Genomic DNA, 21269 nt, shown 5'->3' with positions numbered 1-21269 from the left:
GTTACCCTACAAGCGATCCTGTGGGGAGCACACAAGTGGGGGCACACGTGTCTGATTGGCTCCGTCGCGATGCCGCAAGCGTCTGGCATCCCTTCACCCAGCACGGAATGTGGCTGGAAGATGAGCCGACCGTAGTCGACCGGGCCGAGGGGCCGTGGTTGTTCGACACGGACGGCAACAAGTACCTCGACGGGGTCTCGTCGCTGTGGGTCACGACCTTCGGGCACCGCACCCCGGAGATCGACGCCGCGATCATCGCCCAGCTGGGCAAACTCGACCATTCCACCTTCCTGGGCGCCACGCACACCCCCGGCATCGAACTCGCCGAGAAGCTGCTCGCCCTCACCCCCGGCCTGGACAAGGTCTTCTACGCGGGCGACGGCTCTTCGGCCGTGGAAGCCGGGCTGAAGATCGCGTACCAGTACTCGGTGCAGAGCGGGCAGCCCCGGCCGCTGTTCGTGCACCTGTCGGAGGCGTACCACGGGGACACCCTCGGCGCCGTGTCCGTCGGCGGGATGAAGCTGTTCCACGCCACGTACCGGCCGCTGCTCCTGAAGACGGCCACCGTGGGCTCCCCGGGGCTGCGGGCTCCCGGCCAGACCCCTGCCGCCCGGGCCCTTGAGGTGATCGCCGAGCTGGAGGCCGTGATGGCCGCCCAGGGCGACCAGGTGTGCGCCATCGTCCTCGAACCCATGGTCCAGGCCGCCGCCGGGATGCTCACCTACGACGCGTCGTTCCTCCGGGCCGCGCGGTCGTTGGCCACGAAGTACGGCGCGCTGCTCATGGTCGACGAGGTCGCCACCGGCGTCGCCCGGACCGGCCCCATGTGGGCGCACCAGCACGCCGGGATCACCCCCGACCTGCTGACCTGCGGAAAGGGCATCACCGCCGGGTACCTGCCGCTGTCGGCCGTCCTGGCCACCGACGAGGTGTACTCGGCCTTCCTCGGCGCCCCCGAGAAGACCTTCTTCCACGGCCACACCTACACCGCCAACCCCCTGGCCTGCGCCGCCGCGAACGCCAACCTGACCCTCGCCGTCGAGCGCGACCTCCCCGGCCAGGTGGCCGTCCTCGGCGCCCGGCTCGCGGACCTGCTCAAGCCCGTCGGCGACCGCGACAGCGTCGTGGAGATCCGCCAGCTCGGCGCGATGATCGGCGTGGAGGTCGCGAACGTGCGGCACCGGACCGGCTTCGAGGTGTGCCGGGCGGCCCGCCGGCGCGGGGTGTGGCTGCGGCCCCTCGGGGACACCGTGATCCTGATGCCGCCGCTGACCCTGGGCGAGGCGGAACAGGACCTGATGGTCGGGGCCCTCGCCGAGGCGATCGACGAGGTCGTCCGTTGAGCGCCGCCGGACACACCTTCCCGTCCCGGCACTCGTCGGCAGGGTCCGCCGTGCCACAGCCTGCGCAGGCCGGGTCCGCCGTGCCCCGGCCCGTGTCGGCCGCGTCCGCCGTGCCCCGGCCCGCGTCGACTGGTTCCGTCGTGCCCCGGCCCCGCGTCGCGCCGGAGCACGTGACCCCGCTCGCGGAGATCCCGGTGGCCCTGCGCGGCGCCTCCGCCCGCCCGGCCGACCGGCCCCGGCCCGGCAAGACGCGGACCACACCCGTCGGCGCGGCCCGGACCACCTCGTCCGCTCCGGACCAGCCGGCCCGGACCGCTCCCGCCGCCGCGCGGGTAGCCCCGTCCGCTGGCCCCGCCGCACCCGACCACACCCCGCAGGCCCCCGCCGCGCCCGACCACGCCCCCGCCGCGAACGACACCGTCCTCGCGGAACGGGAGACCCCCGCGCCCCGCAGCCTCACCCACAGCGGCGCCCGGAGCACCACCCACCCCGCCCCCACCCTCGCTGGCCGCCGCGTCCGCGCCGACGGCGTCCGCCGGGGCCCGACGGGAGACGCCCGGTGACCTGGGCCCGCCTCGTCCGCAAGGCCGAACTCCGCGCCAAGGCCGGCCTCAGCCGCACGGTCACGGCCCGCGACCCTGCGGCCGTCGACCTGGCCGGCAACGACTACCTGGGTCTGTCCCGGCACCCCGTGGTGATCGCGGCGGCGGCCCGGGCCCTCGCCGAGTACGGCCTGGGCGCGACCGGTTCCCGGCTCGTCCGGGGCGGCACCCCCGAGCACGAGCTGCTGGAGTCCGAACTGGCCGCGTGGACCGGCGCGGAGACGGCGCTCGTCTACTCCTCCGGCTACCTCGCGAACCTGGGCGTGATCAAGGGCCTGGCCCGCAGGGACACCCAGCTGATCATCGACGCGCACGCGCACGCGTCCCTGATCGACGGCGTCCGGGCGACCGGCCTGACCCCGCTGGTCGCCCCGCACAACGACGTCGCGTACGTCGCCGCGAACCTGCGCCCCGGCGCCCTCGTCATCGTGGAGTCCATCTACTCCGTGGACGGCGACCTCGCGCCCCTCGCCGACCTGCACCGCGCGTGCCGGGACGCGGGCGCGATCCTCGTCGTGGACGACGCGCACGGCCTCGGCGTGATCGGACCGCGCGGCGCGGGCGGCCCGGCCGACTCCGGGCTGGCCGGCGAACCCGACGTGATCGTCACCGCGACGCTGTCCAAGTCGCTCGGCGCGGCCGGCGGGGTCGTCCTCGCCCCGGCCGCCGTCCGCCGGCACCTGGTCGACACGGGCCGCACCTTCATCTACGACACCGCCCCGCCGCCGGCCGTGATGGCCGGGGCCCGGGCCGCGGTGGGCCTCGCGCGGGGCTTCGACATCGCGCGCGACGAGCTGCGGTCCCGGGCGGCCACCGCGTCGGAGGCACTCGACCTGCCCGGCGTACCGGCCGGCGGGGTGCTGTCCGTGCCCGCCCCGTCCCCGCAGGCCGCCGTCGACTGGGCCGCCGCGTGCCGGGACAAGGGCGTCGCGGTCGGCTGCTTCCGGCCACCGTCCACCCCGGACGGCACGGCGCGGCTGAGACTGACCATCAACGCGGGCGTACCCCGCCATGACTTCGATCGTGCTCTGGAGGTGGTGACCGCGTGCGCACCCTGATCGTGACCGGCACCGACACCGGCGTCGGCAAGACCGTCGTCACCGCCGCGCTGGCCGCGAAGGCCGCCGCCGAGGGCCAGCGGGTCGTGATGGTCAAGCCGGCGCAGACCGGCCTGGCCCCGGGCGAGGAGTCCGACGCGGAGACCGTGGCCCGCCTGGCCGGGGTGCGGGTCCTGGAACTCGCCCGCTACCCCGACCCGCTCGCCCCGCGCACCGCCGCCCGCACCTCGGGCCTGCCGGAACTGCCCATGAAGACGGTCGTCGAGGCCGTCGCCGCGCTGGACGAGGACCTGGTCCTGATCGAGGGCGCGGGCGGCCTGCTCGTGCAGCTCGGCGAGGACGGCTGGACCGTCGCGGACCTGGCCGCCGCCCTGGACGCCCGGCTCGTGGTCGTCGCGCGCGCCGGCCTGGGCACCCTCAACCACACGGCCCTGACCCTGGAGGCCCTCGGCCGTCGGGGCCTGTCCGCCGACGTGGTGATCGGCTCCTGGCCGCGCGAACCCGGGCTGGCCGACCGCACCAACCGCGAGGACCTGCCCCCGGTGGCGGGTGTCGTCCCCGAGGGCGCGGGCGCCCTGCCCCCGACGGAGTTCCGCGCGGCGGCCCCCACCTGGTTCACCCCCTGACCCCTCCATCGGGGTACCGGGACCGCCCGGCCCGTGTCGGGTCTCCGTCGGTGGGGAGTCCCTAGTGGAGGGCCGGGCGGGCGCATAATGCTCTCGTGGCGAGCCCGAGGAGTCTCCCGTCCTGGATCGTCGCGCTCGGCGCGGGCGCGGCGTCGGTCCCGGTGGTCGGCCCGTGGATCTCCGGAGCGGTCACCCACCGGTACCTGGGACCGACCGTCGTCGCCGTCGTGGCCCTGGTCGTCGGTGGCCTGGGCAAACTCGCGACCGACCTGCTCGGCCACCTCCGCCCCCGGCTGGTCGCCTGGCTGGAGCTGCTCCTGGTCCGCTGGTTCTCCCGCTTCGGCCCCTGGTACCGCCGGGTCGTCCTCACCGACTCCCGCACGATGGGCAGGGAGGGCTTCGGCGGCCTGGTGGCCCGGGGCCTGGACCTCGACGCGGTGTACGTCGACGTCAGCCTCGTCTCCCGCGCCCCGCGCAGCGCCTCCCGGCACCTGGTCCGCGACGGCCGGAACGAGGGCGACCGCCGCCAGGACATCACCGGCTACCTGGGCGACGCCGACCAGACCGTCCTCGTGGTCCTCGGCGGCCCGGGCAGCGGCAAGAGCACCCTGCTGCGCCGGATCGCCCGCCAGACCTACCTGGACCCGAAACCCCACGGCCGCCGGATCCCGATCTTCCTGGCGCTCCGCGAGCACGTCGCCGCGATCGTCGCCGACCCCGCGATCCGGCTGTCCACCCTCGTCGGCCGCGCGAAGGCCCCGCTGCTCACCGGCGGCACCGTGCCCGGGCTCCTCGCCCCGGAGCCGCGCCGGACCGACGCGCTGGTCGCCTGGTTCGAGAACCTGCTGGTCGCCGGGCGGTGCGTCGTCCTGCTCGACGGCCTCGACGAGGTGGCCACCGAGGGGGAGCGTTCGGCGATCGTCACCTGGGCCAACACCCAGATCCTCCGGTACGCCCGGCACGGCAACCACTACGTCCTGTCCTCCCGCCCCGACGGGTACCGGACGGGCGGCCTGGTCGACGCCGCCGTCCTGGAGGTCGAACCGTTCACCACGGCACAGGTCAACGCGTTCGTCGTCGACGCGTACGCCGCCGGCTCGGCGGACGGCCGGCCCGGGGTCGCGCGGCGCTCGTCGCTCCGGCGGTTCTTCCGGCGGCCCGGTTCCGGGGAGGTCGTCCGGCGCGGCGCCTCCCGGGCCGCCGCCCAGCGGGCCGCCGACCTGTCCCGCCAGCTCGGCGAGGCGTCCCGGCTCCGGCCGCTGACCCGCAACCCGCTCCTGCTGACCATGCTGTTCTTCGTGCACCGCGACCGGGGCTCGCTGCCCAAGAGCCGGCTGGAGCTGTACCGGCAGATCTGCCGCACCGTCCTGGAGGACCGCCAGAAGGACAAGCGGATCACGGTGCCCCTCCCGGTCGAGCAGGCCGAATTCCTGCTCAGCGGCCTGGCCCTGGCCATGACCCGGGAGGGCCGGGCGACCACCTGGACCCGGGCCCAGGTGCTCGACGAGATCGGGCCGCACATGCGGGCGCTGCGGATCACGGCGGAGGACTTCCTGGACCTCGCCGGGCTGCACGGCCTGTTCGTGGAGAGCGGCATCGACCGGTACGCGTTCACGCACCGCACCTTCCAGGAGTACCTCGCGGCCGTGGCCCTGTCCGCCGCACCTCCGGAAACCCTGCCGGTGGATGACCCCTGGTGGCACGAGACCCTGCTGTTCTACGCCATGGTCACAGGTCCGGGCGCCGTGGTCCGCGAGTGCCTGCGGAGTGAGACGGTCACCGCCTGGGCGCTGGCCTTCGACTGCGCCGACCACGCGACCGACACCGAGCCGCTCGACCCCGACCTCGCTCTGCGCCTGGAAAAGCTCCTGGTCGTACCGGTCGCCGACTCCGGCCTGCGTCGTCTGGTCGCCGGTGTGCTGGCCACCCGGCACCTGCGGGACGTGGTGCACACCGCCAGGGACCACGCGATCTGCGCGCGCCTCGTACCCGCCAAGCTCTACCAGTTGTTCCAGGACGACACCTCGGAGAACCTGCCGATCGACCCCGCGTGGGTGACGTACACGCCCGACACGCCCGACCATCCGGTTCTGGGCGTGCTCGGCGGGTTCGCGGCCGAGTTCGTGGTCTGGATCAACACGGTGAGCGGCGGCGGGCGACAGTGCCGCCTGCCCACGGAGCCCGAGGCGTCGAACCCCGCCGTCCGGGAGCTCTTCGCCGGGCGGGGGGCCGGCGCGCCGCCCAGCCTCTGGACCTCGGCCCGGTCCTCGGCGGGCGGGCCCGCCCTGTGGATCCCGCCGGGGCAGTCGCATCCGTGGACGGTCTCCGCGGAGGAGATCCGGCACAGGTGGGGTCTTGACCTGGAAGAACCGCGGTTCCTGCTCGCACGCCTGTTGCTCGTCCGGAGCCTGTCGGACCTGCGACTGGTGGCCCAGGTGGACCGGGATCGACCCCCGGCGGAGCGGGGCCCCGGACGGCTGGCCGTACTCGGGCAGGTCGAGCTGGTCATCGGTCTCCTGAGGGGCCTACTCCCCGCGGAGGAGTACGGCATCCCGGGCGCCGCCTACGTCCGGCACCGGATCGACGAGCCCGCGGACGGCAGGGTCGGAGGTATCGCCAGGCTCGCCCGGGATCTGCGGGCCGCACACGCGAACGTCGCCGCTGAGCAAGCCCCGGCGGCCCAGGCGGTCACCCTCGACGTCGCGCAGCTGGACGGGTACCTGGACGTGCCGGTGGCCAGGTCGGAGCGGCAGGAGCTGGTCTCCGGAGATATGGGACGGGTCATCGCGGAGGCCCGGCGGGCGATTCTCGGACACCGCAACGCGGAAGCGTTGGACCAGATGATGGCGAGGGAGTTCGTGTCTCCCGCCGGGGCTCTGACCCAACTGGCCCCGACGGCCTTGGCCCAGGACCTGCGCGGGATCGTAGAGCCGCTGGTGCCAGCACGGACGGTTTCCCCGGAGGACCTGGCCGGCATCCTGCGCCGGGTATGCCTTGAGCACCTGGCACTGTCGGAGTCTCCTTCGAAGTCGGCGTGGGCGCTCGCGGTCAGCCGTCAGCTCGAGGCGACGTCCGCTCCGGTGTTCGCCTGGCACACGCCCGTCACGCCGGATCTGGCCACCCGGATCAGGGCAGCCGCGCTGTGCCTGGCTGGCGAGGCACTGGCCCAGGCCGGGATACGGCGGGACCTCCGGACCGCCCTTGACCAGGTGGCCGGATGGTTCCTGGACATCGCCGCCGGGGTCACGCTTCTCGAACAGCGCGCCTCCGGCCCGGCCCGCCCGACCGAGGGGATCCTGCTCGCCGTCGACTGACATGGGGTACACATGGCGGATGGACGCGAGGGTGGAGTTCACGGCCGGGGCGACCCCGGTACAACGGGCGGACCGGTTGGCCGCCGCGATCGGGATGCGCCCCGGCGCCCTGTGGATCAAGCGCGACGACCTGACCGGCCTCGCCGGGGGCGGCAACAAGGCCCGCAAGCTGGAGTACCTGTGCGCGGCGGCCCGGGCGGCCGGCCACACCCTGCTGGTCACGGGCGGCGGGCCGCAGAGCAACCACGCGCGGGCCACGGCGGCCGCGGCGGCGTACCTCGGCATGGGGTGTCATCTCGTGCTCACCGGGTCCCCGCCGGCCCAGCCCAGCGGCAACCTGATCCTCGACCGGCTGCTCGGCGCGACCGTCGAGTGGACCACGGGCCCGCCGGAGGAGGCGATCGCGGCGGCGACGGCGGCCCGGGGCGGCTACCTTGTCCCGTTCGGTGGCAGCTCCCCGACGGGCGCCCTCGGGTACGTCCGGGCGGCCGACGAGCTGCGCGCCCAGGTCCCCGACCTGCGGCTGGTGGTCACGGCGACGGGCTCGGCGGGTACCCACGCGGGACTCGCCGCCGGGCTCGGCGACTGGGGCGCGGTGCACGGCGTGCGGGTGACGGAGTTCGGGGACCTGCGCGAACGGCTGGTCCGGCTGGCGGAGGGCTCGGCGGCGCTGGCCGGCCGCCCGGCCCCGACGGGCGCCCCGACCCTGGACGGTTCCCAGCTGGGCGGCGGCTACGGCGTCCCGACCCGCGCGGCGCTCGCGGCCATCGAACTGACGGCCCGGACCACGGGCCTGGTCCTCGACCCGGTGTACACGGGCAAGGCGATGGCCGGGCTGATCGACGGGCTCCGGAGCGGCGCGCTCGACCCCGAGGCGACCACGGTCTTCCTGCACACCGGCGGCCTCCCGGGCGTCTTCGCCGAGCGCTATGCCCCACTCTGGTAGCCGATCCGAACTTCGCGGCACCCAGGCCGGCCCAACTGCGGCCCGGTCGGTGCGGAAAGTGGCATTCGGCTGGAACCCGGCACGGTCGGGTCGCGGTGGTATTCGGTGGTGACCCCGGGGGAGTTTTCGGCCTCACCGTCCGGGTGTCGTCACCGGTGGGAGAAAAGGGTGATCCCCGGGGTGCTTCCATACCTTGCGGTATGGGCCGGGAGGACAAGCTCCGGCACCCCGGGGATCAGATGACTGTCTCTGTCGCCGCACCGCGTCCGGCCAGCGACCATCGAGAGTCCAGAAGGACAGCGGCTAGGAGACAGCCACCTCATGTGTCCGATGCTTACTCAACTCTGGACCACCTCCTCTCAACGTCTCGATGGCTACGTTATGCCGCCGCCCAGCCGCTTGCCAACTGTTTTTCCCGAGTAATCTCGGCGGCATGAATCCGCAGGTACCGGCCCCGTGACCGACCTCAGGCTGCGGGTGGGTACGGCCGCCGCCGTGATCGCTGTCGGGGCACTGCTCGCGCTGCCCACCACGGAGTCGCCGCAGCGCCCGCCGGGCGGCCCGGAGACGGTGGCCTCGGTGTGGCCGCGGGCGGTGACCGGGACGCTGCCGGCGGTGGGGGCGGACGGGCAGTCGTACACCCCGATGCTGTTTCTCGATTCTGGGTTCTCGGTCGGGAGCCTGGCCGTGGAGGCGGCCGCGCCGTCGTTCGTGCTCCGCTCCCCGGGCGGCTACCGCGAGCTGGCCCCCGCCGACCGCACGAAGTCCGTGGACGCGGTGACGGCCACCCCCGAAGCGCTGTTCTGGCTGCGCAGCGCGTCGGGCGCCGACGGCCGGGTCGGGTACACGGTGTGGACGGCGGCGCGGGCGGGCGGCCCGGCCCGGCAGCTCACCGCCGACACGGGCAGCCCGCTGATCTACGGCACCGGCTACGACCTCCAGGTCGCCGAGGGCCAGGTGCGCTGGGCGGCGGCGGTCGGCGAGGCGGACACGGAGATCCGGTCGGTGCCGGTCGACGGCGGCCCGGTGACGACCCGCGCGGTGCCCGGCAACGTGGTGCTGTCCGCGTGGCCGTGGGTGGTGTCCGCGCCGGGGCGGCCCATGGAGGTGACCAACCTGGTCACCGGCGAGCGAAGGCCGCAGCAGGGCACCCCGGGACAGCAGCTGACCTGCTCGCCGGTGTGGTGCCGGTCGGTGACGACCCGGGCGGACGGCGGCGGGGAGTTCGAGCTGCGCCGGACGGACGGCACGGAAGCGCGCCGGATCGGGGGATCCGACGCGTCTCCGCTGGGTTTCGGTCCGGCCCCGTTGGACCGCTACGAGGTGTACTCGACCCCGGGCGTGTCCAACGCGACCGGCTCGGCTCTCACGGTGTGGTTGTACGACATCGCGCTCCGCAGGGCCGTGCGCGTGGAGTCCACGGCCTACGGAGTGCTGGTCCGTGACGGCGTCCTGTGCTGGTCGACAGGGGACCACGAATCCCTCGTCTGGCACTTCCTCGACCTGCGGTCACTCTGACGCCCGTCCCACAACGAGCTCGCCCACTCCCAGGGCGAGCTCTCGGCTCAACTCGCAGTACTCCTCGCGGCACAGCACGAGAAAGGCCAGCGACAGTACGTCCTCTGTCGACAGACATGCCGGTACGGAGACCAGGACGTCGTCCCGGTCGGCGATCCGCACCAGCACGGGCAATGTCGAACAGCGCACGACCCGCATCGGCTCCCCCTAACGGAGATCGGCGCTCACACCGACTACCGTAAGCCCATAACGGGTTGTTACGTAAGGGTTACCCGGATGAAATCGACGTCAGGAAAGATCGTTGCGACGGCGTTCATCGTCCAGAAGCGACTCCACCAGCGCCTGGACGTGTCTGCGGTCCTGGGGACTCAGTTGTGTGAGTCCTGCCACTAGGACGTCGATCTCGGGGTCGGTCACCGTTTGGTGCCACGTGCTGAGCCCCGCGGCGTCGGCGGCGGCGGCGCGGACGGTGTCGAGCGGCACCTCGAGGCCGATGGCCAGGCGTTCCAGGGTGGTCGGATTCGGAGGGCGGGTGAGTCGGTCAGTGGTCGCGATGTGGTGCACGGTGGAGCGAGGCAGTCCGCCGCGTTGGGCGACATCGCCGTACGACCATCGGCGATCCTCCATCCTTGAGCGGATGAGCTGCTGCAATGCGTTCAACGGGGCCTCGGGATGCCGACTCGATTAGCAGATAACAAAGGTTACTCCTGTAGACCCCTTGCGGGCCGCCGACATGTCGCAGTAGTGTCCAATCTCGTTGGACAGATCGTCCAATAAGATCGGATTGGAGGCGGAACAAGGATGCGACCCCGTTCCGCACCGACCGATCGGGGTCCGGCGCCGGCGTTTCTCCCAGTCGCCCGCACCGTGCCCCTGTGGCCCGCCATGGCCCAGGTGGCCAGGCTGTTGCCGTTCTTCACCGCGATCACCGCACCACCGCCGGTCCCGGTGGCACCGATCGCGGAGATGAGCCCGGCGTTGCGTGTCGCCGGGTCGGTCACCGAGCGCGCTTCCACTGAGGGGTAGGGGTGTAGCTCGGTTGCCAAAGGGAAGGGTTGGGCGGGGATTCCGGAGTCCCCGCCCAGCTCGCCGCGTGCCGCACCCGCTCCCTCGGGTGCGGCACGCGCCCTTCTTCGCCACATCCCCGTCCCGGCGGAGCGCTCTCACGGCCACACCCCGGTCCCCGTTCACCGTCTTGTAGTTACGCGACTCTATCTTTCCGGGCGCCGCGCCACACCCGTGTGTCGGGCCAGATCCGTCTGGTGGGCCAGATCCGGGCGGCAGACCGCGTCCGTGGGCGCGGCCGGATCCACGCGTCAGACCGGGCCCGTCGGCCGGGCCGGATCCGTGCGCGGGGCCGCACCGGTCCGCCGGGCCGGAGCCGGGTCCGTGCTCCGCACCACGAGGGTGTCCGGCATCCGGAACGACAGGTTCGCCGGGAAGCTCGGCGCCGTGACGACCGTCGACCGCCTCAGCAGCGGCGCGACCTCGTCGAGGACCACGGCCGCCTCCATCCGGGCCAGCTGCGCGCCCACGCACCGGTGCGCGCCCGCCCCGAAGGCCAGGTGCCGGCGCGAGCCGCGCTGGCCGGGCACCATCGCGTGCGGGTCGGCGGCCACCGCCCGGCCGGCCGCGCCCAGCCACAGGAGGACCGACGTGCCGACGGGTACGTCGACACCGGACAGTGTGGACGGTAGGGCCGCGAGGCGCCGCCACGTCGGGATCGGCGGGTCGAGCCGCAGGCCCTCCTCGACGACGTCCGCCGTGTCGTACCCGTCGGGCAGGCCCTCCTCCGCCAGCCGGTGCAGCAGCAGGGTCAGGAACTGCGAGGTGGTCTCCTGGCCGGCGACGAGCAGGAAGAACAGCGCGGCGGTGACCTCGTTCTCGGTGAGGCCGGCCTCGCGCAGGTCGCGGGCGAGCCCCGGGCCGGTCCGGGCGATCTCCCGCAGCTCGCGGTGGTACTGGCCGACCTTGTCGGCGAGCAGCAGCTGGCGGTCGAGGGGGAGCGGGGCCCAGAAGAGTTCCAGGGCGGCGGCGGAGAAGTCCTTGACCCGGCGGACGTCGGCCACCGGCAGGTCGATCAGTCGGGCGAGGACCAGCAGCGGCAGGTCCGTGGTGAGCGAGGCGTGCAGGTCGACGGCCTCCCCGGCGCGCAGCCGGCGCATCAGCGGGGCGACCCGGCGGCGGACGATGCCGGTCAGCCACGGCCGGAGCGCCTCGACCCGGGCCGGGTGCATCGCGTCGAACACGGCGCCCCGGATCATGGGGTGCGAGTCGGTGCCGTTGTTGGCGAGGGTGGCCGGCAGCTTGAACCGGTACTTCGCCAGGACCCGCATCACGGCCACCGACATCGGGGTGACGGCGTCGAGCGCGTTGTCCGGCCGGTACGTGTCGGGGTCGGCGAGAACCTTCCGCACTTCCGCCGGCCCGGCCACGACGAGGTGACCGTCGCGCCAGAACACCGGCTCGACGGTCTCGTGGACCTGTTCCCAGCTACGCCACATGTGCCCAATCTATTCAATGCCGGGCTGGCGTCTTTCCGACAGGTCTTTGAGGTGCTTATGTCTGGTTCGGGAGTTGCCTGACGACGCTGTGAGTGTGACTGTGGTCGCGGTTAGTTAACGCCCTCCAGGGATGTGACATGCGCCGTTGCCTCGCCCTCCTGCTCGTCCTGAGCGTCGCCGGCTGCACCTCCACCGCCGGCGGCACGCCCCGGGCGACCCCGACGGCCGTCGACCCGCCCGCCTCCGGTGCCAACCCCTCCGACCAGGGGAATCTGCACACGACGAGCCCGGGCGCGAGCCCCCGGCCGAAGCCGGCCACCCCGAAGATCAGCTCCTGGGTGTACCAGTTGCAGAACTACCCGGGCGGCACCCTGGAGGACGTCGCCAAGGCCCCCGGTCAGCTCGCGGTGATCGACCTGGCCCGCGACGCGAAGACCGACTACTTCCGCGCCGAGGAGGTCGCCGCGCTGAAGAGGAGCGGGAAGACCGTCCTGGCGTACTTCGAGATCGGCTCCATCGAGAACTTCCGGCCGGAGTACCCCGGAGTCAAGGATCTGGTCCTCAACCGGTGGGACGACTGGCCCGAGGAGTTCTTCGTCCGCTACTGGGAGGCCGCGTGGTGGGACAAGGTCGTCCGCCCGCGCCTCGACCAGGCGGCCCGCGCCGGCTTCGACGGGGTCTACCTCGACACGCCGCTGGCCTACGAGGAGATCGACCTCAAGCTGGTCAAGGGGGAGACGCGCGAGACGCTCGGCCGGAAGATGGCGGACCTGATCGTGCGGATCGCCAAGTACTCCCAACAGCTCCTGATCTTCCCGCAGAACTCCCCGGAGCTGCGGAAATACTCCGGCTACACGGAGGCCATCGACGGCATCGGCATGGAGGAGCTGTTCTTCCTCGCCACCGACAAGCCGTGCGACGAGGACTTCTGCCCCGAGAACCTGGCGGAGACCCGTGAACTGCGCAAGGCCGGCAAGCTCGTCCTCGCCGTCGACTACGCCACCCGCCCCGAGAACATCCGGAAGGCGTGCGCGAGCTACGCGGCCGAGGGCTTCGCCGGCTACGTGACCACCCGAGCACTCGACACCTTAACCAGGAGCTGCGAATGAAACGGATCGGCGTCATCGGCATGGGCTACGTGGGGCTCACCCTCACCGCCGCGCTGGCCCGCAAGGGCTTCACCGTGTTCGGCGTGGACACCCAGCCGGCCGTGCTGGAGTCCCTGGCCGCCGGCAAGCCGCACATCTTCGAGCCGGGCTGCGAGGAGGTCTTCGCCGAGTTCGTCGGGAAGACCATCCACGTCGAGTCCGAGCTGCCCGCCGACGGGGTCGACGCGGCCATCATCTGCGTGTCCACCCCCGTGGACGAGACCACCCACGAGCCGTACCTGCTCAACCTCGCCGCCGCCGCGAAGCACATCGCCGCCGTCTGCGGGCCCGAGACGCTCGTCGTCGTGCGCAGCACCGTCCCGGTCGGCACCAGCCGGCGGGTCGTGCTCCCCGAGCTGTGGGAGGGCGCGAAGGTCGTGATGGCCCCCGAGCGCACCATCCAGGGCCAGGCGCTCCGCGAGCTGGTCGAGCTGCCCCAGGTCATCGGCGGCCTCGACCAGCGGTCCCTGGAGGCGGGCCTCGAACTGTTCGGCGGCCTCGCCAACCAGCTCGTGCCCGTCTCCTCCATGGAGGCCGCCGAGATGGTCAAGCTCACCAACAACTGCCACACCGACGTGATCTACGCCTTCGGCAACGAGGTCGCGCTGCTCGCCGAGCGGTTCGGGCTCGACCCGCTGGAGGTCATCCGGGCCACGAACCTCGACTACCCGCGCCCCGACATCGCCAAGCCCGGGTACGTGGGCGGCGGGTGCCTGTCCAAGGACCCGTACATCCTGATCTCGGCCGCCGAGCGCGAGGGGCACACCCCCTACCTGATCGGCCGGGCCCGGGCCCTCAACGAGGAGCTGCCCGTGCACGTCGCGCACCGGCTGCTCTCCCTCGTGCAGGACCTCAAGACGGTGCTGGTGCTCGGCTGGGCGTACAAGGGCTGGCCGCCCACCGACGACATGCGGGGCACGCCGATCGCGGCCATGCAGCCGGTGTTCCAGGCCGCCGGTGTCGAGGTGCTCGGCCACGACCCGCTGGTCACGCCCGAGGTCATCACGGCCTACGGGGGCCGGCCGGTCACCCTCCAGGAGGGCTTCGCCGCCGCCGACGCGGTGCTCGTGATCACCGACCACCCGATGTACCGGGCCCTGGACCTCCCGGCCCTGTTCGCCGAGGGCACCCCGAAGCTGGTCTACGACTCGTGGCGGATCCTCGACGAGGCGGTCGTCGAGTCCTTCGGCGTGTCCTACGTCGGCCTGGGCTACGAGGTCGCCGGAACCTCCGCGGCGGTGGCCCGATGAAGATCCTCGTACTCGGCGGCGCCGGGTTCATCGGCGCGCACCTGACCCGCCGCCTCGTGGCCGACGGCCACGACGTGACCGTGGTGGACGACTTCTCCCGGGGCCGCGACGACCTCGGCTACGAGATCATCCAGGCGGACCTGACCGACCCGGCCGCGTGGGAGCGGATCCCGCACGGCTGGGACCACATCTACCACCTGGCGGCGGTCGTCGGGGTGCGCAACGTGGAGCGGGACCCGGCGCGGGTGCTGCGGATCAACACGCTCGCGCTGTCCCACTTGCTGGACTGGATCCAACCGGGCCCGAAACTCTTCTTCGCGTCGACCAGCGAGGCCTACGCGGGCGGGGTCACGGCCGGCGTCGTCGCCGTCCCGACGGACGAGACGGTCCCGCTGCACATCCAGGACGTCACCGCCCCCCGGTTCACCTACGCCATCTCCAAGCTCTGGGGCGAGGCCGCGGTGGCGCACTCCGGGGTGCCGGCCGTGATCGGCCGCTTCCACAACGTCTACGGCCCCCGGATGGGCGCGGACCACGTCGTCCCCGAGCTCGCGCTGCGGTCCCTCAAGGGCGAGGACCCCTTCATCGTGTACGGGTCCGAGCAGCACCGCGCCTTCTGCTACATCGACGACGCGGTCGAGGCCATGGTGCTCCTGATGGCGGCCCCGGAGGCGGTCGGCCAGATCGTGCACATCGGCGACGACACCCAGGAAACCAACATCGGGGACCTGGTCGGGCTGGTGCACGGGATCGCCGGGGTCAAGCCGGAACTGGAGATCGCGCCCGCGCCGGCCGGTTCGGTGGCCCGCCGCTGCCCGGACCTGACCAAACTGCGCGACCTCACCGGGTACGCGCCGAAGGTGTCCCTGGAGGACGGCGTGCGCCGCACGTTCGACTGGTACCGGGACAACCGGTGAGTACCGGCCTCCCGGGCCCGGCCACGAGCCCGGGAACCTTCCCGGGGCCGGGCTTCCCGGACGGTTCGCCGGGGATCGCCCGGGGCCCGGGGGTGCCCGGTTCGGTCGGCCAGGACATCGTCTTCTACTACGGCGACGGCGAACTCGACAAGCTCACCACGTACCGGTGCGCCGTCCTGCAGCCCGACTTCTACCGCCCGGCCGAACTGGCCGAGCTCGCCGCGGGCGGGGTCCGGCTGCTCGGCTACCTCAGCGTCACCGAGGACGTCGATCCCGACCCGGCGCCCTGGCACCGGCCGTCCCGCAACCCCGACTGGGGCGGGCACTTCGTGCACGTCGGGCACCCCGGTTGGGTCGCGCACGTGCTCGGCCAGGCGACGGCGGCCCTCGACGCGGGCTTCCACGGGCTGTTCCTCGACTGCCTCAACGTGGAGTTCACCTACCCGGAGGACCTGCCGCACACCCTGGCGCTGATCGGGGCCCTGCGGGCGGCGGCGCCGGACGCGTACCTGCTCGCCAACCGGGGCTTCGAGCTGTTGCCGCAGCTCGGCGAGCTGGTCGACGGGGTGCTGTTCGAGTCGTTCTCCGCCCGGTGGACCGACGAGGGGTACGCGCCCTGGCCGCCGGAGACCCTGGAGGTGCACGCCCAGTACGCCGAGCGCCTGCTGCACCTCGACATCGACCTGTTCGCCCTGGACTACGCGGACACCCCGGCGCTGACGGAGTTCGCGCGGCGGCGGGCCGAACGGTTCGGGATGGTGTGCTCGATCAGCGACAAGGCCCTGAGCAGGGTCTGAGCCCGGATCCGGCGCCCCGGCCAGCCATGGTCGCGGGCGCCGTCCGTTCGCGCCCGGCCGTGGCCCCAGGGCGCCGTGCGTTCACGCCAGGCCGTGGCCCCGGGGCGCGGGCCGTCGTCAGTCGCCCAGGCCGAGGGTGAACTCGTCCGGCGATTCCTTCTTCCTGCTCCGGCGGCCCGGCCGGGCAGGCTCCGGGGCTGACCCGGCACCGGGGGCCGCCGGTGCCGGGTCGCCCAGGACCACCGGGGTGACCGCCGGGACCTCGTGCCGGGGAGCCGTGGCCACCCGGGCCGGAGCGGCCCCGTCGGCCGGCCGGGCGGCGGGAGAGCCACCCGTCGCGGGCACGGCACCGGCCGCCGGTAGGTCGGCCGTCGGCGACTCGCCCGGCGAGGGGTCGGCGGTCGTCTCCACGGCGGCGGTCGTCTCCGTCGTGGTCAGGGCGCGGACCGTGAGGCCGGCGAGGACCACCGCGAAGGCGCCCGCGCCGATGGCCCACCACCAGTAGCCCTGGTAGACCGAGGCCAGGACGAGCCCGAGGCCCAGGCCGGCGGCGAAACCGAGGCCCAGCAGGGTACGCGGGCCGAGCCGGAGCCGGGGCAGCCGCACGACGATCAGGATCTCCAGCCACGTACCGCCGATCGCGAGCGGCACCGCGCCCACCAGGTCCAGCGGGGACACGGCGTGCCCGGTGCCGAGGTCGACCAGCGGCGGCCCCTCGAAACCGGCCGGCATGGCGAGGACGGCCCCGCCGAACGCGACGAGCAGCAGGGCGAGGGTGAACTGCACGCGGACGGGCATGCCCCGCAGTATGCCCCGGGGGGCCGGCCGACGGAAGCTTTCGAGCCATGGTGAAACCTCGATGCGTGCTGAGGACTTGTCGTCTATAAAGGTCTAAAAAGGAAGAGGTACCGCGATGACGGCAACCTTCGCGCAACAGTCCTCCCATCCCGCCGATCTGCTCGACTGGTTCCACCACATGCGCGGCTCCGAGCCCGTGAGCTGGGACGGCCCGTTCGGCGCCTGGCACGTGTTCGGCTACCCCGAGGTGTCGGCCGTGCTCGCCGATCCCGGCACGTTCTCGTCCGACCTCAGCGCCCTCATCCCGCCGCAGGAGGACCTGGAGCTGTTCGCCAAGGGCAGCTTCGTCGGGATGGACCCGCCCCGGCACCTCAAGCTCCGCCGGCTCGTCAGCCGCGCGTTCACGCCCCGGATCGTCGCCGAGCTGGCGCCCCGGATCGACCAGGTGACCCGGGAACTCCTCGACACCGTGCGGGGCGCCTCAGCGTTCGACCTGGTCGCCGACCTGGCGTACCCGTTGCCGGTGATCGTCATCGCCGAGCTGCTGGGCGTGCCCGCCGACGACCGGGCCGCGTTCCGGCGCTGGGCCGACGGGCTGCTCAGCGACGCCCGGCCCGAGCAGCTGATGCCCGACGAGGCCACCCTGAACGCGGTGGGCGCGACGGTCCGCGAGATGAACGCGTACCTGCTCGACCACATCCGGGCCCGGCGCGCGGCGCCCACCACCGACCTGACCAGCACCCTGATCGCGGCCGAGGTGGACGGCGAGCGGCTCGACGACGAGGAGATCGTGGGCTTCGTCGGCCTGCTGCTCATCGCCGGGCACATCACGACCACCCTGCTGCTCGGGAACACCGTGATGGCCCTCGACGCCCACCAGGACGCCACGGCGGCGCTGCGGGCCGACCCGACGGGCCTGGCGACGGCCCTGGAGGAGGTGCTCCGGGTCCGGACGCCGTTCCCGCGCCTGGTCCGGCTCGCGAGGACCGACGTGACGCTCGCCGGCCGGGACATCCGGGCCGGTCAGGTGCTCAACCTGTGGCTGGCGTCGGCCAACCGGGACGAGCGGCAGTTCGCGGGGGCCGACCGGTTCGACGCCGGGCGCAACCCCAACCCGCACCTGAGCTTCGGGCACGGCATCCACTTCTGCATCGGCGCGCCGCTGGCCCGGCTGGAGGCCCGGTTGGCGACGGCGATGCTGCTGGAGGAGTGCCCGGAGTTCGCGGTCGGCCCCGACGCCGACCTGTACGACGCGCGGGTGATGACCGGGGCGCGCCGCCTGCCGGTCGCGGTCACCTGGCGCTAGGTCCCCGGCCGGCCAGCCGGGAGCCTGGCCGGAGAGGGACGGGCGCGGGGGACCGCCCCGGTGGCGTGGACGGCCACCGGGGCGGTCAGCGCCGGCGCAGGGTGGGCAGGGAGGCCAGCGCGAGCAGTACCCCGAACAGGATCGTCGCCAGGGCCGAGACCAGCATCGTCTGCCGGCCGCCGATCGCACCCACCAGCGGCCCGCCGACGGCCGTGCCGAGCGCCGCGGCCGGCGAGATCAGGGCGCCCCGGAACGCGAGTACCTGGCTCAGGTGCTCCGCCGGGGCGCTCTTCTGGAACAGGGCCGTGCAGATCGCGGTGAACGGGCCGTAGACGAACCCGCCGATCCCGAAGCCGACCATGCCGGGGGCCACGGCGTCGGTCAGCCCGTTGGGCAGCAGGCACAGCCCCCAGCCGACCACGATCGCCGCGATCACCGGCCACAGCGGCAGCCGGCGCAGCAGCCCGGCGCACAGGGAGCCGAGGACGGTCCCGACGCCGTACGCGGCGACGTAGCCGCCCAACAGGCCCGCCGAGCCGTGCAGCTCGTCGGCGATGTGCACGGGCATGGCGACCTCGACCGGGCCGTACAGGAAGAAGAACGCGCAGGTCACGCCGATCAGGGCCAGCAGTTGCGGATGGGCGCGCAGGGTCCGCCAGGCGCCGCCCCGCTCCGGCGGCGGCAGCGTCCGGGGCGGCCGGGACCGGACGATGCCCACGCAGGTCACGGCCAGGATCGCGAACGTCACCGCGTCGGCCCCGATCACCCAGCCGGGACCCGTGACCGCCGTCGCGAGGCCGGCGAGGGCCGGGCCGATCACGAACGACGCCTGCTGCACCGAGGAGACCAGCGCGTTGCCGGTCACCCGGTCCTCCTCGTCGAGCTCCTCGGCGACCAGGGTGTACACGCCCGCGTTGCCCCAGGCGTGCAGGAGCGAGGACACGGCGAGGAGGGCGACGTACAGGCCCGGGTCGAGCAGGTCCGCGACGGCCAGCACCGCGATGGTGCCCAGCATGCCGGCCCGCAGGGTCGCGTCCACGGCCACCAGCCGCGCCCCGTCGAACCGGCGGACCAGCGGGCCGAGCAGGACCGCGCCGAGGGTGGCCGGCAGGGCGTACGCGGCGACGGCCAGGCCCGTCCACACCCCGCGCTGGTCGGCCGGGGCGAGCTGCACGGCCAGCCAGGCGACCGCGACGAAGCTCATGCCGTCCCCGAACGCGGACAGCAGCACGGCGGGCAGGAACCGGCGGAGCACCGGGTGGCGCAGGACGCGCAGGTAGGGCCGCCGGGAGGGCGCGACAACGGTCATGCGGGGGACCCTGCCATCTCGACCTGGGTTGAGGTCAAGCCGGGCCCGGGGCGGGCACTGAGAGCCGGTCCCGGGGCAGGTGGCGGCCCGGCCCGGAGCGGGGCCGGAGTGGGGCCGGAGTGGGCCCGGAGCGGGGCCGGTGGCGGCCGGCCCGCGCGGGCGCACCCTAGAGCAGCAGCTCCTTCACCGCCGCCTCCAGGTCGTACGCCGGCCGCCACCCCAGCGTCCGGGTGATCAGGGTCAGGTCCGCCGCGATCCACTCGACCCCGGCCGACCGCCCGGGCGCCTGCTCGCCCTCGATCAGCTCCCCGGTGAACCCGGCCGCCGCGCACAGCATCCGCACGGCCTCCCGGGTGGCCACGGCGGTCCCGCTGCCGACGTTCAGCACGGTCTCGGGCAGCTGGGGCGCGAGGGTCGCGGCGGCGATCGCCGAGCCCACGTCCCGGCCGTCGACGAAGTCCCGGTGCGCGCCGAGCGGCCCGAGCCGGACGACCCCGGAGTGCAGCTGGCGCAGCGCCCGGCCGAGGACGTTGTCGGCGGGCAGGCCGGGGCCGAGCGGGTTGAACACCCGGAGCACCGCGCCGTCGAGCCGGTTGTCGGCGACGGCCAGCCGGACCAGTTCGGTGGCGGCGAGCCGGGTGACGCCGTACCCGCCGACGGGGCGGCAGGGGGCGTCCTCGGCGACGGGCACCCCGTGCGGCACGACGCCGTACTCGGCGGCGGAGCCGAGCGTGACGAGCCGGGTACCCAGGAAGGAGCACGCGTCGATCAGCCGGGCCACGGCCGTGACGTTGGCCTCGACCAGCTCGGCCGTGCTGCCGCTGAGCAGGCCGGCGCAGTTGACCACCGCGTCGGGCCGGTGCGCCGCCAGCAGCGAGGCGAGCCGCGCCGGGCCGTCGACCACCAGGTCGTGGATGATCGGGCCGCGCCGGCCGGCGGGCAGCACCTCGGCCCCGGCCGCGGTCAGCGCCGCGTGGACGTTCTTGCCGATGAAACCGGACGCTCCGAACAGGAGAACTCGCATGGACTACCGCCAGGTGGATACGGGTGGACTGGGCACGGGGGTGGCGGTGCTGTCGTGACCGGCGGACGGCTTGTCGTCCTCCGGCTGTCGGGGGCCCGGCAGCAACAGTGGCTTGATCAGGTCGAACGTCCGGTTCGCCTCGTCGTAGTCGTCCGGCCGGCCGATGTCGAGCCAGTAGCCGGTGAACAGGTGCGAGGCGGGGGGCTCCTTCCGGTCGAGGAGGTCGAGGACGAGGTCGTCGAAACCGAAGGCCACGCCCTTGGGGTACGGGGCGAGGGTCTTGCGGGACATGCCGTAGATGCCCATGCTCACCGAGTAGTCGAGGGTGGGCTTCTCGGTGAAGCTGACCACGGTGCCGTCCACGGCCTCCAGGCAACCGAAGTCGATCTTCACCTGGCGGTTGTAGGTGGCCACGGTCAGCGGCGCCTCGGAGGCGATGTGCTTCGTGAGCAGCTGGCCGTAGTCGAGGTCGGTGAGCACGTCGCCGTTCATGACGAGGAAGTGCTCGGGCAGCTGGTCGAGGATGTTGAACATGGGGCCGATCGTCGACAGCGGCCGGTCCTCCTCGGCGTAGTCGACGGACAGGTCCCACTGGGAGCCGTCGCCGACGAACGCGCGGATCAGGGAGCCGAGGTGCCCGATCGCGAGGGTCACGGAGGTGAACCCGTACGAGCGGAGCTGCCGCAGGATGATGTCGAGGATCGCGTACTCGTCGCCGATGGGCACGAGGGGTTTCGGCAGGGCGGTCGTGTACGGACGGAGCCGGACACCGCGGCCGCCGGCGAGGATGACTACGTGCATGACCAGTT

General features: G+C 73.3%; 19 protein-coding genes. 12 read left to right on the top strand and 7 right to left on the bottom strand.

Annotation, left to right across the window (positions count from 1 at the left end; translation table 11 throughout):
- The first annotated feature begins 20 nt into the window (after positions 1 to 20).
- The 7 genes from bioA (at position 21) to AB0M43_RS18290 (ending at position 9407) form a co-directional block, all read left to right on the top strand.
- Complete coding sequence (gene bioA / locus AB0M43_RS18320; protein WP_363726079.1) at positions 21 to 1343, top strand: adenosylmethionine--8-amino-7-oxononanoate transaminase; 1323 nt, start codon at positions 21 to 23, stop codon at positions 1341 to 1343.
- Positions 1344 to 1393: 50 nt separating this feature from the next.
- Positions 1394 to 1906 (top strand): hypothetical protein, encoded by a 513-nt coding sequence (locus AB0M43_RS18315; protein WP_363726077.1) that lies wholly within the window; start codon positions 1394 to 1396, stop codon positions 1904 to 1906.
- On the top strand, positions 1903 to 3003 hold the full coding sequence (locus tag AB0M43_RS18310; RefSeq protein ID WP_363726075.1) for an 8-amino-7-oxononanoate synthase: 1101 nt from the start codon (positions 1903 to 1905) through the stop codon (positions 3001 to 3003). The genes AB0M43_RS18315 and AB0M43_RS18310 overlap by 4 nt, the downstream gene beginning before the upstream one ends.
- A complete protein-coding gene (gene bioD / locus AB0M43_RS18305; protein ID WP_363726974.1) occupies positions 3000 to 3629 on the top strand; it encodes a dethiobiotin synthase in 630 nt (209 codons plus the stop codon). Before AB0M43_RS18310 ends, bioD begins: the two co-directional genes overlap by 4 nt.
- Positions 3630 to 3724: 95 nt before the next feature.
- Positions 3725 to 6943, top strand: a complete 3219-nt coding sequence (locus AB0M43_RS18300) for an NACHT domain-containing protein (RefSeq protein WP_363726073.1) — start codon at positions 3725 to 3727, stop codon at positions 6941 to 6943.
- A 19-nt stretch (positions 6944 to 6962) separates the two neighbouring features.
- Positions 6963 to 7889 (top strand): pyridoxal-phosphate dependent enzyme, encoded by a 927-nt coding sequence (locus tag AB0M43_RS18295; protein WP_363726071.1) that lies wholly within the window; start codon positions 6963 to 6965, stop codon positions 7887 to 7889.
- A 456-nt stretch (positions 7890 to 8345) separates the two neighbouring features.
- Positions 8346 to 9407: a hypothetical protein gene (locus tag AB0M43_RS18290; RefSeq protein WP_363726069.1), complete on the top strand. Its 1062-nt coding sequence runs from the start codon at positions 8346 to 8348 to the stop codon at positions 9405 to 9407.
- On the opposite strand, the gene AB0M43_RS18285 is transcribed toward AB0M43_RS18290, so the two are convergent.
- From AB0M43_RS18285 to AB0M43_RS18275, 3 genes are all read right to left on the bottom strand, one after another.
- Entirely contained in the window at positions 9399 to 9605 is a 207-nt protein-coding gene (locus tag AB0M43_RS18285; protein ID WP_363726067.1) for a hypothetical protein, read from the bottom strand. The genes AB0M43_RS18290 and AB0M43_RS18285 overlap by 9 nt on opposite strands.
- A 90-nt stretch (positions 9606 to 9695) precedes the next feature.
- Entirely contained in the window at positions 9696 to 10067 is a 372-nt protein-coding gene (locus AB0M43_RS18280) for a helix-turn-helix transcriptional regulator (RefSeq protein ID WP_363726065.1), read from the bottom strand.
- Positions 10068 to 10723: 656 nt separating this feature from the next.
- Entirely contained in the window at positions 10724 to 11911 is a 1188-nt protein-coding gene (locus AB0M43_RS18275) for a cytochrome P450 (RefSeq protein ID WP_363726063.1), read from the bottom strand.
- A 137-nt stretch (positions 11912 to 12048) separates the two neighbouring features.
- Here AB0M43_RS18275 and AB0M43_RS18270 point away from each other — a divergent pair, with 137 nt between their 5' ends.
- Genes AB0M43_RS18270 through AB0M43_RS18255 form a run of 4 tightly spaced genes read left to right on the top strand, consistent with a single transcriptional unit; the run spans position 12049 to position 16023 of the window.
- Complete coding sequence (locus AB0M43_RS18270) at positions 12049 to 13020, top strand: endo alpha-1,4 polygalactosaminidase (RefSeq protein WP_363726061.1); 972 nt, start codon at positions 12049 to 12051, stop codon at positions 13018 to 13020.
- On the top strand, positions 13017 to 14309 hold the full coding sequence (locus AB0M43_RS18265; protein WP_363726059.1) for a nucleotide sugar dehydrogenase: 1293 nt from the start codon (positions 13017 to 13019) through the stop codon (positions 14307 to 14309). The genes AB0M43_RS18270 and AB0M43_RS18265 overlap by 4 nt, the downstream gene beginning before the upstream one ends.
- Positions 14306 to 15226 carry an NAD-dependent epimerase/dehydratase family protein gene (locus AB0M43_RS18260; protein ID WP_363726057.1) on the top strand — a complete coding sequence of 307 codons (921 nt, stop codon included), beginning with the start codon at positions 14306 to 14308 and terminating at the stop codon, positions 15224 to 15226. Before AB0M43_RS18265 ends, AB0M43_RS18260 begins: the two co-directional genes overlap by 4 nt.
- Positions 15223 to 16023, top strand: a complete 801-nt coding sequence (locus AB0M43_RS18255) for a hypothetical protein (protein WP_363726055.1) — start codon at positions 15223 to 15225, stop codon at positions 16021 to 16023. The genes AB0M43_RS18260 and AB0M43_RS18255 overlap by 4 nt, the downstream gene beginning before the upstream one ends.
- A 117-nt stretch (positions 16024 to 16140) precedes the next feature.
- Here AB0M43_RS18255 and AB0M43_RS18250 read toward each other — a convergent pair whose 3' ends face one another.
- Positions 16141 to 16821 (bottom strand): hypothetical protein, encoded by a 681-nt coding sequence (locus AB0M43_RS18250; RefSeq protein ID WP_363726053.1) that lies wholly within the window; start codon positions 16819 to 16821, stop codon positions 16141 to 16143.
- 115 nt (positions 16822 to 16936) lie between these two features.
- Between AB0M43_RS18250 and AB0M43_RS18245 the strand changes: the two genes are divergently transcribed.
- Complete coding sequence (locus tag AB0M43_RS18245; RefSeq protein WP_363726051.1) at positions 16937 to 18127, top strand: cytochrome P450; 1191 nt, start codon at positions 16937 to 16939, stop codon at positions 18125 to 18127.
- Between the two features lie 85 nt (positions 18128 to 18212).
- Here the strand turns inward: AB0M43_RS18245 and AB0M43_RS18240 are convergent, their stop codons facing one another.
- The 3 genes from AB0M43_RS18240 to AB0M43_RS18230 all read right to left on the bottom strand — a co-directional run bounded on the left by AB0M43_RS18240 (position 18213) and on the right by AB0M43_RS18230 (position 21261).
- Positions 18213 to 19436: an MFS transporter gene (locus tag AB0M43_RS18240; protein WP_363726049.1), complete on the bottom strand. Its 1224-nt coding sequence runs from the start codon at positions 19434 to 19436 to the stop codon at positions 18213 to 18215.
- A gap of 166 nt (positions 19437 to 19602) precedes the next feature.
- Positions 19603 to 20460: an NAD(P)-dependent oxidoreductase gene (locus AB0M43_RS18235; RefSeq protein WP_363726047.1), complete on the bottom strand. Its 858-nt coding sequence runs from the start codon at positions 20458 to 20460 to the stop codon at positions 19603 to 19605.
- A 3-nt stretch (positions 20461 to 20463) separates the two neighbouring features.
- Positions 20464 to 21261: a sugar phosphate nucleotidyltransferase gene (locus AB0M43_RS18230; RefSeq protein WP_363726045.1), complete on the bottom strand. Its 798-nt coding sequence runs from the start codon at positions 21259 to 21261 to the stop codon at positions 20464 to 20466.
- Positions 21262 to 21269 lie beyond the last annotated feature (8 nt).

Origin of the sequence: Longispora sp. NPDC051575 (assembly GCF_040681875.1) — a bacterium.
Lineage (GTDB): Bacteria > Actinomycetota > Actinomycetes > Mycobacteriales > Micromonosporaceae > Longispora.
The sequence above is the reverse complement of the archived record's forward strand: the minus strand, read 5'-3'. Positions and strand labels throughout refer to the sequence as shown.

What these genes read in the sequence shown, in the direction of transcription:
- AB0M43_RS18295 (WP_363726071.1), top strand. Translation starts at nt 6,963, where the DNA reads ATGGACGCGAGGGTGGAGTTCACGGCCGGGGCGACCCCGGTACAACGG.
- AB0M43_RS18285 (WP_363726067.1), bottom strand. Translation starts at nt 9,605, where the DNA reads ATGCGGGTCGTGCGCTGTTCGACATTGCCCGTGCTGGTGCGGATCGCC.
- AB0M43_RS18275 (WP_363726063.1), bottom strand. Translation starts at nt 11,911, where the DNA reads ATGTGGCGTAGCTGGGAACAGGTCCACGAGACCGTCGAGCCGGTGTTC.
- AB0M43_RS18270 (WP_363726061.1), top strand. Translation starts at nt 12,049, where the DNA reads ATGCGCCGTTGCCTCGCCCTCCTGCTCGTCCTGAGCGTCGCCGGCTGC.
- AB0M43_RS18265 (WP_363726059.1), top strand. Translation starts at nt 13,017, where the DNA reads ATGAAACGGATCGGCGTCATCGGCATGGGCTACGTGGGGCTCACCCTC.
- AB0M43_RS18260 (WP_363726057.1), top strand. Translation starts at nt 14,306, where the DNA reads ATGAAGATCCTCGTACTCGGCGGCGCCGGGTTCATCGGCGCGCACCTG.
- AB0M43_RS18250 (WP_363726053.1), bottom strand. Translation starts at nt 16,821, where the DNA reads ATGCCCGTCCGCGTGCAGTTCACCCTCGCCCTGCTGCTCGTCGCGTTC.
- AB0M43_RS18245 (WP_363726051.1), top strand. Translation starts at nt 16,937, where the DNA reads ATGACGGCAACCTTCGCGCAACAGTCCTCCCATCCCGCCGATCTGCTC.
- AB0M43_RS18240 (WP_363726049.1), bottom strand. Translation starts at nt 19,436, where the DNA reads ATGACCGTTGTCGCGCCCTCCCGGCGGCCCTACCTGCGCGTCCTGCGC.
- AB0M43_RS18235 (WP_363726047.1), bottom strand. Translation starts at nt 20,460, where the DNA reads ATGCGAGTTCTCCTGTTCGGAGCGTCCGGTTTCATCGGCAAGAACGTC.
- AB0M43_RS18230 (WP_363726045.1), bottom strand. Translation starts at nt 21,261, where the DNA reads ATGCACGTAGTCATCCTCGCCGGCGGCCGCGGTGTCCGGCTCCGTCCG.